Raw genomic sequence first — 13372 nt, forward strand, 5'->3', positions numbered from 1 at the left:
GTGAAAAGCCAAGTCAGTCTAGCACTATCTCAATGAGTCAAACCATTGGTTTTCATACTCATTTGCTCGACTTTCCGGGCATCAAGTTTATACCAGCACATCACCACAGCGACGATCAGCGAGCCCACTGCCGGATAGAGGGTGAAGGAGGTCAGAATCCCGTTCAGCGCCTCAGCGGTTTGCTCCGCATCCGCCTGGTAGCCGTATCCTGCCAACAGCCAGCCCGCCGCCGCCCCGCCAGCTGCCAGCCCCAACTTAATGAAAAAGATGATGGAGGAGTAGACCAGCCCCGTCACCCGAACGCCGGTTTTGTACTGCCCGTAATCCACGGTGTCAGCCATTTTGGCCCAGAGCAGAGGCGTTGCCATATTGAATAGGCCGCACCAGAGCATATAGGCAACAAACGCCAGCGCCCTCTGCTCCGGCTCAATCCAATACGCCAGAGCACAGGCCAGGGCCGCCAGCAGTTGTAGAGTAATGTACGCCTTGATCTTGCACACCCGCCGCGCCAAGGGCTGCGCCAGCATGCAGCCAACAATGTTGGCCACCATGCCCAGGGTGATAAACAGGGTGATGCTCTGAGGCGCCCCCAGATAGTACTTGACGTAATAGATGGCGAGCGTGGTTTTCAGAACATTTCCGGTCAGCAGGAAAAACGCCGCTAGGCACAAGATGCGCCACTGATCATTCTGCCAGAGTGAACGAAACAGCACCCGGTAGCCCGCTTCCTGCTCGGCCGGTGGGTGCAATCGCTCCCGGGTTCCTTTAAAGCAAAGCAGAAACAGCATCACGCCCAGGGCACTCATCGCCATCATGGTCAATTGGTACCCTTTGGCCTTATCCCCCTGGCCGAACCACTCCACCATAGGCAGGGTCAGGCTGGAGACCAGCAAGCCGCCAAGCATGGCAAACACGAATCGGTAGGACTGAACCGACACCCGCTCTTTGGGATCCGCCGTTAACACCCCGCCCAGTGCACAGTACGGGATATTGATGGCGGTGTAGGCCAGCATCAGCAGGGTGTAGGTCACAAAGGCATACACCATCTTGCCGGATTCCGGCAGGTCAGGGGTGGTAAATGCCAGAACGCTGATCAGCCCAAACGGCAAGGCAAACCAGAGCAGATAGGGGCGGAACTTGCCCCACCGGGTCTGAGTGCGATCGGTCAGGCTCCCCATCAGGGGGTCGGTGATGGCGTCCATCACCCTGACCAGCAGAAACATGGTGCCGACAAACGCCGGTGAGATCCCGAAGATATCGGTATAGAAGAAGGTCAGGAATAACATGACCGTCTGAAACACAATGTTGCTTGCGGTATCGCCCAAGCCGTAAGCGATCTTTTCCCTGATGCTGACCATGCGCGTATCCTTTGCTGTTGTCGTTATTATTTATGGCTGCGCCAAACGATGGCGTCCCGATAGGCCAGACCGCTGTCCTTGATGATCCGTTTCTGAGTGGGATAGTCAACGTACACGATACCGAAGCGCTTAAGGTAGCCCTCCGCCCATTCAAAGTTGTCCATCAGACTCCAGGCAAAGTAGCCCCGTATGTCGACCCCGGCCTCTATCGCCTTATGCACCGCGTTGAGGTGACTCTGGTAGTACCGAATCCGCTGCTCATCAGCCACCCTTTCTCCAACCGGCTCATCCGCAGTCGCGGCACCATTTTCGGTGATGTAGATCGGCGGCAACGGGTACTTCTTGTGCAGTGAGCACAGCAGTTCGGTAAAGGCTTCCGGACACACTTCCCAGCCAATGTCGGTGCGCTCGACGTTGTCCAGTTGCACCGTCTCAAACGGCGCATCCGGTGAGGCCCGATAGATTTCCCGGGTGTAGTAATTGACCCCAAGATAATCGAGCGGCTCGGCGATGATCGCCATATCTCCCGGCTCAATATGGGGGCGATCCGCCTCCTCCAGCGAAGAGAGAATAGCCGGGTACTCTCCGGTAAACAGCGGCCGAATAAACCACTGGTTGAAGTAATCGTCGGCGTAGCGGGCTGCGGCCTTGTCCGCCGGGCTGCTGCTCAGGGGGTAGCAGGGAGTGAAATTGAGCACGATACCGTGGAGCCCATCGGGGCAGTTTTTCCGCAATACCGACATCGCCAGTCCATGGGCCAGCAGCAGGTTATGGGCCGCCTGACGGCCATAGGAGCGCTTGGCCTTACCCGGTGCGTGGATGCCAATTTCGTAGCCCAGGTAAGCACTGCAGAAGGGCTCATTCAAAGTGGCATACGCGTACACCCGGCTACCGAATAAGCGGCTCGCCTTATCCGCATAGTCGCGAAACTGGTAAGCGGTATCCCGATTCAGCCAGCCACCTTTATCCTCCAGATGCTGGGGCAGATCCCAGTGATAGAGGGTGACAAATACCCGGATCCCTTTGCGGTTAAGCTCATCCATCAGGTCCAGATAAAACTGCGCGCCCGACTCATTGATGGAGCCATCGGCATTCAGCAGTCGCCCCCAGGAAACCGACAGGCGATAGGCGTCAACGCCCAGCGACTCAATCAGAGCCACATCTTCGCGCCAGTAACGCACGTGTTCGCAGGCTTGCAGTCCATTGGAGCCGTCCCGGATTTTACCGGGTGTGGCACAAAACCGGTCCCAGATGCTGGGTTGACGAGTCTCTGCGGCCCCCTCGATCTGAAATGACGCCGTGGCCACCCCATAGAGGAATTCCGGTTGTCGCAGCCTGGAGTCCTCAGGCAATGTCAGTGTCATACGGTTGGTTGTCATTCCGCTCCCTGCTGTTTTGTCTCTCTCGGGATCACCATGAATCCTTGCTGATCCGTCTGCCGAAAACCGCGCCATCGGATGATGGCGGTCACAGACCATTCTCTGGGCCATCCCGGTCAATCTGGATCGCATCGCAATTGACTTCTCATTTACATTGCGCCAACAATGTAAGCGCTTTCAAAAGCTATCCATAGACGCGCAGCAGGTCAATCACAATTTGTTTACATGATGCTCTGACCCCGTCGGCTGCTCCGTCAAAAGCACAACAATAAGAGGGAATAACAATGGCAGGGAGCCCCATCTCCAGTGATACCGTTGCTCCGGTCGGAAGTGAAAGCACCGGGCAATACCGATTTGCGCTGATAGCGCTCACCTCCCTTTTCTTTATGTGGGGCTTCATTACCTGTCTTAATGACATTCTGATCCCCTATCTCAAAGCGCTCTTTTCGCTGAACTACACCCAGGCGATGCTGGTGCAGTTCTGTTTCTTTGGCGCCTACTTCCTGGTCTCCATTCCCGCTGGTGCACTGGTCGGGCGCATCGGTTATCAGAAGGGCATTGTGGTTGGCCTGATGGTGGCGTGTTTGGGTTGCCTGTTGTTCTACCCTTCCGCCGAGTGGGGTTCCTATTGGATGTTTCTGGCCGCGCTGTTCATTCTGGCAGCGGGGATCACCACCCTTCAGGTGGCTGCCAACCCTTATGTCAGTGCGCTCGGCCCGGCAGATACCGCTTCCTCCCGGCTGACCCTGACCCAGGCTTTCAACTCCTTCGGCACCACCGTCGCCCCCTTCTTTGGCAGTTGGCTCATTCTGGCCAGCGCTCATGATCCGGGCCTTGAACCTAGCGCTTCCGACGTCCAACTGCCCTATTTGATGCTGGCTGCAGCGCTGTTTGTGCTGGGCCTGCTCTTTATGGCGCTCAAGTTGCCGCTGCTTGGTCTGAACAAACCCGCCCGCCTGAGCGACGCTCTGACCGGCAGTGCCTGGCAGTACCCCCATCTGGTATTGGGTGCCATCGGCATCTTTGTCTATGTGGGCGCTGAAGTGGCCATTGGCAGCTTTCTGGTGAGCTTTCTCGCCTTGCCGGAGATTGGCGGGCTGAATCACGCCGAAGCCGCCAACTACATCGCTTATTACTTTGGCGGCGCCATGGTGGGACGCTTTATCGGTGCGGCGGCGATGCAAAAGATCAAAGCGGGCAAAGCCCTGGCATTTAACGCCGCCGCTGCGGTCGTTCTGGTCGGCATCGCCATGCTGACCTCCGGCTCCGTGGCGATGTGGACCTTACTGTTGGTCGGGCTGTGTAACTCCATCATGTTCCCCACCATCTTCAGTCTGGCGATTCAGGGGCTGGGGCAGCACACCAGCCAAGGGTCGGGCATTCTCTGTCTGGCCATTGTCGGGGGTGCCGTCGTGCCGATGCTTGCCGGCGTGCTGGCCGACAGCTGGAGCCTGCAAAGCGCCTTTATTCTGCCTCTTGTCTGTTACCTCTATATCGCTTTTTACGGTCTTCGAGGCAGTCGGATCCGCCAGCGTCAAGCGTGACGCTTCCGTTTAATCAGTTAGGGACAACGTGATGCAACCTCTCCAACCATCCCGTCTGCATGGAAAGCAGCACACCCTCACCGCAGCGGCGCTGGCGCTTCTGTTGACCGCCTGCGGTCAGGCGCCAGCCCCTGAAGCCGCAGCCGTCGCCAGAGAGTCGGACCAAAGGGCCGAGAGCCCGACAACGGATCTCCAACTCTGGCCCGAACTGGCGATCCCCGGTCGTAATAATCCTGAGCTTGAGCAGAGGATTGAGAAATTGCTGGCCGGCATGACACTGGAACAAAAAGTCGCTCAGATGATTCAGCCCGAGATTCGGGACATCACGGTGGAGGATATGCGCCAGTACGGCTTTGGCTCCTACCTGAATGGTGGCGGCTCCTTCCCCGACGGCAACAAGCACGCCACGCCACAAGAGTGGATTGATCTTGCTGAGGCAATGTATCAGGCCTCCATGGATGACAGCCTTGATGGCATCGCGATCCCCACCATGTGGGGTACCGATGCGGTGCACGGGCACAACAATGTCATCGGCGCCACGCTGTTTCCCCATAACATCGGCCTGGGGGCAGCCCGAAATGCCGAACTGATTGAAGCGATCGCGGCCGCGACGGCCCGCGAGGTGATGGCCACCGGCATCGATTGGGTTTTTGCACCGACCGTCGCCGTAGCACAGGATGACCGCTGGGGCCGCACCTACGAAAGCTACAGTGAAGACCCGGCGCTGGTGCGGGATTACTCCCGGGCCATTGTTGAGGGGCTGCAGGGAGCGGCGGACAAGGATTTCCTGTCGGACCGACGAGTCATCGCCACCGTAAAGCATTTCCTTGGTGACGGCGGTACCGAGGGGGGCGACGACCAGGGCGATACCCTGGCTTCAGAGCAGGAGCTGTTTGAGATCCACGGTCAGGGCTACGTTGGCGGCCTGACCGCGGGTGCCCAAACCGTGATGGCCTCCTTCAACAGCTGGAATGGCGTTAAGAACCACGGCAACCCCTATCTGCTGACTGACGTACTGAAAACCCGCATGGGATTCGATGGGTTGGTGGTGGGTGACTGGAATGGCCATGGTCAGATCCCCGGTTGCAGTAACCAGTCCTGCCCGCAAGCGGTGAACGCCGGTCTCGACATCTTTATGGTGCCCACCGACGCCTGGAAACCGCTGTATCACAACACCATCGCCCAGGTAAAAAGTGGAGCGATCCCCCAGGAGCGCATCGATGATGCGGTTCGTCGAATCCTTCGGGTCAAGTTCCGGGCCGGGTTGTTTGACAAGCCCAGTCCCGCCAAACGCCCACTCTCCGGTCAACGTGAGCTTATCGGCCATCCTGAGCACCGAGCCCTGGCGCGACAGGCGGTGCGGGAGTCGCTGGTGCTGCTCAAGAACCAGGGCAGCCTGTTGCCGCTCGAACCCGGAATGACCGTCATGGTCACCGGTGACGGCGCCGACAACATCGGAAAACAATCCGGAGGCTGGTCCATTACCTGGCAGGGCACCGGCAATCAGAACGGGGATTTCCCCGGCGCCACCTCCATCTATGCCGGTCTGGCTGACGCCATGTCTGCAGCGGGCGGCCAGGCGGTTCTGACGACAAATGGCGACTGGCCAGGTACCAAGGCACCCGATGCGGCGATCGTGGTATTTGGCGAGGAGCCCTATGCGGAAGGCAATGGGGACCTGGATAATCTCGAGTACCAGCGTGGCAACAAACGTGACCTGGCGCTGCTGCAACGTCTGAAGGCTCAGGGCATTCCGGTTGTTTCGGTCTTTATCACCGGCCGCGCCCTTTGGGTGAACCCGGAGATCAACGCTTCCGATGCGTTCGTCGTTGCCTGGCTGCCCGGCACCGAAGGCAACGGCCTTGCCGACGTGTTGCTGAAAGCCCCGGATGGATCCACCCCATACGGCTTTACCGGCACCCTGCCCTTCTCCTGGCCCGCAACGCCACAACAAGCACGCAGCAACCTTCAGGATAAGGATGCCAATCCCCTTCTGCCCGTTGGCTACGGACTGAAATATGGCGAGACAGGGCCGATGGCCGCCCGCCTTTCAGAGGATGACGGTATGGCATCCAGCACCGTGCCGTCGCGGGTATTGTTGAATCAGGGCGTCAAAGCGCCCTGGCAGATGGTGATGGGCGCCAGCATTGGTGACGAGCAACAGAGCGAGCCCGTCAGCAGCAGCGCACAGAGCAACGCCGTTCTCTCCCTGCACACCGCTGACCGAATCGTTCAGGAGGACACGCTGGTGCTGGACTTCAACGGTTCGGGCGAGGGCTGGTTGCGGTTGCAGGGTAACTTCCCGGAGGATCTGAGAGCGCTGCTGGATGGGCGCTCGGCTCTCTCTATTGAGCTTCAGGTCAGTGCACCCCTGACGGACAAACTGTTTGTTGGCATGGATTGCGAAGGGGATTGTCAGGGCGAGGTTGAGTTGCACGAAGCGATCAATCGCCTGGGCGGGAAGTGGGGCACCGTCACCATTGACCTTCAGTGCTTCGCCCAGCAAGGGGTCAACTTCGCCAAGATCCTCTCCCCCTTTGTGCTCAGCGCAGACGCAACAACCCAGCTCAAACTGGGTGAGGTTGCCCTGCTGCCAGGGGCCGGGCCTGATGCCCATTACCGCTGTCCCCTCTGAGGGCAACACTCGTCAATATCGAAACGGCCTCCCTATGTGGAGGCCGTTCTGTTTCGGCCCCCGCCGGTATCCTCCCCGGTTTCAACTAAAATATCGGCATTGGCGGGTTGGCCCCATTCCGGTAACCGGTACCGGTTCATGTCCCCTCTCTGGCCTTAGTTAACCCGCTGTAAACCGTAACAATACCCTCTGAGAGCGGACTTTAAATCTGCCGCCTGTGCGGGTAACTTGAGCTTTATTTTGCCAACAACAGGAACCCCCCATGTCCACGATCATCACTCTGGTGGTACTGGCTGCCATCGCGCTCTACGTTATCGGTATCTACAACAAACTGGTGAACTTGAAAAATCGCCATCAGAACGCGTTTGCACAAATTGAGGTGCAACTGAAACGACGCTACGACCTGATCCCCAATCTGGTGGAAACCGCCAAAGGCTACCTCAAGCACGAACGCGAAACCCTGGAAGCGGTGATCAGCGCCCGTAACCAGGCACTGGCTGGGCTGCAAGCGGCCAGCGCCGACCCGACCGCCGCCACCGGCATTGCCCAGTTGGCGGGTGCGGAATCCGCGCTGACCTCCGCTTTGGGCCGCCTGAACGTCGTGATGGAGGCCTACCCCGACCTGAAGGCCAATCAGAACATGATGCAGGTGTCTGAAGAGCTGACGACAACGGAAAACCGCGTCGCGTTTGCCCGGCAAGCGTTCAACGATGCCGTAACCTCCTACAACAGCTACAAGCAACAGTTTCCTCCGGTGGTGTTTGCGGGCATGTTTGGCCACAGCCAGGACGCAACACTGCTGGAGTTTGAAGACAGCGCCGAGATCCAGGCCGCGCCGAAGGTACAGTTCTAAGGACACACGGAAATGGATTTCTTTGCTCAACAGGACCAGGCCCGTCGACGGACCGGGCAGTTGGTGGTGCTGTTTGTACTGGCCGTTCTGTGCATCGTCGCATTGATCAACCTGCTGACTCAGGTGCTGTTCATCACCCTGGATCCTCCCGCCCCCGGCCAGCCCCTGCCTTCGCTGACTGACCGTTTGCTGTCGATGGACTCGGTGATGATCGGCGTCGCGGTCATTGCAATCATCACGCTGGTCAGTCTGTTCAAGTGGCTGATGCTCAGAGGCGGTGGCAGTGCCGTGGCGGAATCAATGGGAGGGCGTCGGCTCAACGCCAACACCGCCACCGGCGACGAACAGCGCCTGCTTAACGTCGTAGAGGAGATGGCGATCGCTGCAGGCACGCCAGTGCCGCCGGTCTACCTGCTTGAGCATGAACGGGGGATCAACGCCTTCGCCGCAGGCCACTCGCCGAAAGACGCGGTGATTGGCGTAACGCGGGGTACCCTCGAAACCATGAACCGTGACCAACTTCAGGGCGTCATCGCTCATGAGTTCAGCCACATTCTTAATGGGGATATGCGGCTGAACCTCCGTTTGATGGCGGTGCTGGCGGGCATTCTCTTTATCAGCCAGATTGGCGAATTGCTGATGCACAGCAGCCGGGGGCGAAGCAAAGAGAGCGGCCAACTGGCGCTGCTGGGTATCGGATTGCTGGTGCTGGGGTGGATCGGCACCCTGTTCGGCAAAGCGATCAAGGCGGCGGTCAGCCGCCAGCGGGAGTTTCTGGCGGACGCGTCAGCGGTACAGTTTACCCGCAACCCCAGCGGCATCGCCGACGCACTCAAACTGATTGGCGCCAGTCAGTACAACAGCCTGGTGGAAAACCCCAAGGCCACCGAGTCGAGTCACCTGTTTTTTGGCAACATCCGCCCTAAAACCCACTGGCTGGCTACCCACCCGCCCCTGGAGGATCGGATCCGCGCCATTGAGCCCCACTGGGATGGCAATTACGCCGCCGTGGTTCAACAAAGCCAGAGGCGTAAGGAAGCCCGGCAACCTCAGCCGGAAGCCGAAAACCGCCGGCAAAGCGGGCCCAGTGGATGGATGGTTGGTGCCGCCCTGCTGGCTGCCCTGCCTACATCGCTGAAGCAGGCCAGCCATGAACCGGAGCAAGCCAGAGAGTTGGCGCTGGCCCTGTTGTGGCCCGAGCAGGACTATGAGGGCCTGCCGGAACTCCATACCAGCGTCCGCAACAACATCAACGCCCTCCACACGCAACTGGTCGACCTCAGCGCCCGGCAGAAACTCACCCTGCTGGAGTTGTTGCCCCCGAGTTTGAACCTGTTGTCTGAACCACAGCGACAGGTGCTGCTTGAACAGCTGAAGCACCTGTGGGAGCACCAGCCTCACCGGCTGGGTCGATGGTGTGTCTGGTCCCTGCTAAACCACTTCCTGACACCGGCGCCCAAGGCCCTGCCCCGGGCCGAGCGACAATCCGCCAGTCTGGCACTGATCGCCCTGCTGGCGCACGAAGGGAACGCTGATGAGAAGGAGCAACAGAACGCCTTTTTCCGCGGCGCCAATGCCCTGACCGCCTACCAGGCAAGCTGGCCGGGCGCACCGGATTGGGCCCGGTTGAGTGAAACCCTGCCAAGGCTGGTCCACCTGCCTCCTCAGGATAAGCGACGCCTGATCCGAGCCATCGAACTGTGCGTGGCACAGGACGGCGTGCAGACTGAGGAGGAAGCGGTTCTGGTGCAGCTGTTTGCGCTACTGCTGGAAGCGCCAATCAGCCTCACCCTGTAGAGAAGACGCCCACCTATTGGGGCGGTAATGCGTGTTCGTCCCAATAGGTTAACGGTGAAGCGCTGAGCTTACCGTTGGCACTAAGAAGATAGTGGTACTCGCAGTAAGCGTTGCAAACCACGCAGTGTCCACTGGCGCTCACCACGCAGCGGTTATCCGCCAGTGGTGTAATTCGTCCCCTGACCTGGGGAAGCTCGATTGGCTGGCCACACGAGTCACATTCGGCACGAAACCCCTTAAATGAGGCGCCGTTTTCAAACCGGTATGGCAGCACATCCTTGAGCGGTGGGAGAAGAGTCCATTCGATTTGAGCACGGGTTAGTTGAGTCATTATTAGCTCGCCTCGATAGAGTGTCTTAACTCTAGTTCAGCTCAATGCGCAACGGCGCCCCATTTTGGCTTCCGGGATGACTTTTTTTTCCGACGCCCTTATCATCAAACACCCAAAACGGATATTGTATACAAAAATCACTATGGAACAGTTAAACGCCGGGCAGGTTCATGCCGCCCTGCCCTTTCAACGTCTGGTTCCCGCCCTGCGTCAGGCCTTTACCGAAGGGGCAACCGTGCCCCTGCGCCACCATCACGACATGGCCCATCCCGGCCACCGTGAAACCACACTGCTGCTGATGCCCGCCTGGCAGGACGGCGATAAGGCGGGCGTCAAAGTGGTCACCGTTGCCCCCCACAATACCGACCTGCCCAGCATTCAGGGGATCTACCTGCTGCTGGACCTGCCCACCGGCACGCCGGAACTGATGATGGACGCCCCCGCCCTCACCGCACGCCGCACCGCGGCCGCTTCAGCACTGGCAGCCAGCTATCTGGCTCCGGTACACGCCGAGACCCTGCTGATGGTGGGCACCGGCACGCTGGCGCCTCTGCTGATTGAGGCACACAGCAGCGTCCGCCCCATCAAGCGAGTGCGTCTGTGGGGACGCAACCCTGAGAAGGCGGCAGGGTTGATCGCCCAACTGGACCATCTCGACCTGCAGTTTGAGGTGGTCACCGATCTGGAAAAGGCGGCGTCTGATGCGGACATCATCAGTGTGGCCACCCTGTCACAAACGCCTCTGCTCAAAGGCGAGTGGCTCCGCCCCGGGCAGCATGTCGACCTGGTTGGCGCCTACCGTCCGGACATGCGGGAAGCGGATGATGACGTGGTTCGCCGCTGCCAGATATATGTCGACAGCCGGGAGGGCGCCCTCAAAGAGACCGGCGATCTCGCCATCCCTTTGGCTCAGGGCGTGATCACCCCTGACGACATTCACGCCACCCTGTTTGAACTGTGCCAGCAACAGCACAATGGCCGAACCGACCCGCAGGCGTTAACCCTGTTTAAATCCGTTGGCCACGCCCTTGAAGATCTCGCCGCCGCCCGCGAAGTGGAACGGCACTGGAAGGAACAAGCATGACTCCACAACACCATCGAGCCCGGCTCTGTCAGCAACTGGACAGCAACTCTGCGATCATTGTGGTGGGTTCGCCGCAGCGTACCCGCTCCAAGAACCAGCCCTACCGGTTTACCCAGAACAAGGATTTCCTCTATCTGACCGGCTTTCATGAACCCGACGCGGTGGCATTGATCCGCCCGGGTCACGCTCAGCCCTACGTGCTGTTCTGCCGTCCAAAGGATCCCGCCCAGGAAACCAGCTTCGGAGCCCGTGTCGGGCCAGAGGGTGCGGTTGCCACGCTGGGGGCTGACCTCGCTTTCAGCATTGACGAGATCGACCAACGACTGCCGGAACTGCTGGAAACCCGTCAGCGAGTATTGCTGGGCGACGAAGAGAACCGCTTCACCCAGCGCGTCTGGGGCTGGCTCAACCAACAGCGAGGATCCGTCCGGTTCGATGAGCGTCGCCATTTCCGCTCCATGGAGCCCCTGGCAGGCCTGCTGCACGAGATGCGCATCATTAAGACCGATGCAGAGATTGCCGCCATCCGCCATGCGGTCGATGCCGCCTGCGACGCCCACCGCGCGGTGATGGCCAACACCGCCCCCGGCGTCAACGAGCGCCAGCTCAGTATGGCCTTCAACGCCACCCTGGCGCACTGGGACTGTGATACCGACCCCTACCCCAATATCGTGGCGGGTGGCCCCCGAGCCATGTGCCTGCACTACGATGAGAACGACAAGGTGTTGGAGTCCGGCCAGATGCTGTTGATTGACGCCGGCGGTGAGTTCCGTGGCTACGCCTCAGACATCACCCGTACCTACCCGGTGAGCGGCACTTTCAGCGAGCCACAGGGCCAGCTGTATGAACTGGTGCTGGCTGCCCTGGATGCTGCCATCGCCGAAGTGACGCCGGGCGCACCATGGGGCCGGATCTACGACACCGCTTGCCGCGTAATGACCCAGGGCCTGCTGGATCTTGGGATCCTCAAAGGCGACCTGGAGACCCTGCTTACCGAAGAGGCTCATAAGCGCTATACCGTCCACAAAACCGGCCACTACATGGGCCTGGATGTCCACGATGTCGGCCAGTACCGGCAGGCGGACGGCGCGTGGCGTACGCTGGAGCCGGGCATGGTGCTGACCATTGAACCGGGGATCTACTTCCCCGATAACGCCGAAGAGGTGGACGCTCGCTGGCGTGGCATCGCCGTTCGGATTGAAGATGACATTCTGGTCACCCATACTGGAGCCGAAAATCTTTCGGCAGCGGCGCCGCGTACCGTGGCGGAGCTGGAAGCGCTGGTTGGCAGCGCCCCCATCACAAGGAGTGTCCATGTCCCCTCTGAGTCTGCGCTGCGCTGACAGCCTCCTCACCGTCAGCCCCTTTGGCGGTCAGGCCCTCTCCTGGCAGGTTAATGGAGAGGAGCAGCTCTGGCTGAGCCGGGATGCGGATTTGAGCGGCCACCACCCCATTCGGGGGGGTGTGCCCCTCTGCTTCCCCTGGTTTGGTAAAGCGGCAAGCGGGCCCAGTCACGGCTTCGCCCGCACCAGCCTCTGGCAGGTTATCGAGCAACTAAGCACGCCAACCGAGGCCCGTCTGGTGCTGGCGTTACGGGACAGTGAGTCCACCCTGGCGCTCTGGCCTCACCACTTTGAGGCGACCATCAGCTACACACTGACCCCCGACACTCTCGCTATCACGTTGAGGGTCACCAACACCGATGATCAGCCCTGGGCCTTTACGGCCGCCCTACACAGCTATCTCCAGGCTGAGGTGGCTACCCTGCACCTGCCTGCCCTCTCCGGGTTGCCCTATCACGATAAGCTGGAGAACGCGGACCGGCTGTTTGATGACGGGCCGGATGCCAAATTGCCGCCCATCCCGGTGGACGCGATCGTGCCCGGCTTGGCACAGCTGGCACTGAGACAGGGGGACACCAGTCTGCAGATCCACAACCGTGGACACGATGCCACCGTCGTCTGGAACCCGGGGCCGGCGCATGGCATTGGCGACGTGCACTTTGGCGGCGAGCAGGAGTTTATCTGCCTGGAGAGCGCCCTGGCCCTGGAGCCGTTACGACTCGAGCCCGGCAGCAGCCACACCCTGGCTCAGTCGCTGAGCATTTCAGGCTGAAACGCCAGTAAATATCCACCTGCATAGCAGGTGGCTTTGATTAGCCCCCTTTAAGGGGGCTTTTTGTTTTCGGGGATGCCACAGGTATGTAACTGTAGCGAAGCCATTATCCCCTTTTGCCGGGAGCGGCCCGGCGGCCGCCAGAAGGGCTATCGCCCCTCTGGACTCCCCTTTGCCTCCGGCGCGGCGAATGCCCCTCGCTCCCTCTCCTTCCCATTTCAGCTCTGGCCAGACTCGTTTTTGGGAAAGGCTATCCATACCCTTTCCAAAAAGCCG

9 protein-coding genes are annotated in these 13372 nt (G+C 59.8%); 7 read left to right on the forward strand and 2 right to left on the reverse strand.

The genetic code is table 11. The features are described 5' to 3' along the window. Positions 1 to 29: 29 nt before the first annotated feature. Positions 30 to 1358 (reverse strand): glycoside-pentoside-hexuronide (GPH):cation symporter, encoded by a 1329-nt coding sequence (locus KUV52_RS00085; protein ID WP_222523902.1) that lies wholly within the window; start codon positions 1356 to 1358, stop codon positions 30 to 32. Positions 1359 to 1384: 26 nt separating this feature from the next. Beyond that, the gene (locus KUV52_RS00090) at positions 1385 to 2737 is read right to left on the reverse strand and encodes a GH1 family beta-glucosidase (protein WP_409996464.1); all 1353 of its coding nucleotides are present in this window, start codon (positions 2735 to 2737) and stop codon (positions 1385 to 1387) included. 284 nt (positions 2738 to 3021) lie between these two features. Between KUV52_RS00090 and KUV52_RS00095 the strand changes: the two genes are divergently transcribed. From KUV52_RS00095 to KUV52_RS00125, 7 genes are all read left to right on the forward strand, one after another. Continuing rightward, positions 3022 to 4281, forward strand: a complete 1260-nt coding sequence (locus KUV52_RS00095; RefSeq protein ID WP_222523903.1) for a sugar MFS transporter — start codon at positions 3022 to 3024, stop codon at positions 4279 to 4281. Positions 4282 to 4312: 31 nt separating this feature from the next. Beyond that, positions 4313 to 6916 carry a glycoside hydrolase family 3 protein gene (locus KUV52_RS00100; protein ID WP_222523904.1) on the forward strand — a complete coding sequence of 868 codons (2604 nt, stop codon included), beginning with the start codon at positions 4313 to 4315 and terminating at the stop codon, positions 6914 to 6916. Positions 6917 to 7178: 262 nt separating this feature from the next. Next, on the forward strand, positions 7179 to 7769 hold the full coding sequence (locus KUV52_RS00105) for a LemA family protein (RefSeq protein WP_222523905.1): 591 nt from the start codon (positions 7179 to 7181) through the stop codon (positions 7767 to 7769). A gap of 12 nt (positions 7770 to 7781) precedes the next feature. Next, on the forward strand, positions 7782 to 9566 hold the full coding sequence (locus KUV52_RS00110; protein WP_222523906.1) for a M48 family metallopeptidase: 1785 nt from the start codon (positions 7782 to 7784) through the stop codon (positions 9564 to 9566). Between the two features lie 473 nt (positions 9567 to 10039). Further along, positions 10040 to 10981, forward strand: a complete 942-nt coding sequence (locus tag KUV52_RS00115; protein ID WP_222523907.1) for an ornithine cyclodeaminase family protein — start codon at positions 10040 to 10042, stop codon at positions 10979 to 10981. Beyond that, positions 10978 to 12324, forward strand: a complete 1347-nt coding sequence (locus KUV52_RS00120; protein WP_222523908.1) for an aminopeptidase P family protein — start codon at positions 10978 to 10980, stop codon at positions 12322 to 12324. The genes KUV52_RS00115 and KUV52_RS00120 overlap by 4 nt, the downstream gene beginning before the upstream one ends. Continuing rightward, positions 12296 to 13096: a D-hexose-6-phosphate mutarotase gene (locus tag KUV52_RS00125; protein ID WP_222523909.1), complete on the forward strand. Its 801-nt coding sequence runs from the start codon at positions 12296 to 12298 to the stop codon at positions 13094 to 13096. Before KUV52_RS00120 ends, KUV52_RS00125 begins: the two co-directional genes overlap by 29 nt. Positions 13097 to 13372: the final 276 nt, after the last annotated feature.

The sequence above is a fragment of the Ferrimonas balearica genome (assembly GCF_019802055.1).
GTDB lineage: Bacteria > Pseudomonadota > Gammaproteobacteria > Enterobacterales > Shewanellaceae > Ferrimonas > Ferrimonas balearica_A.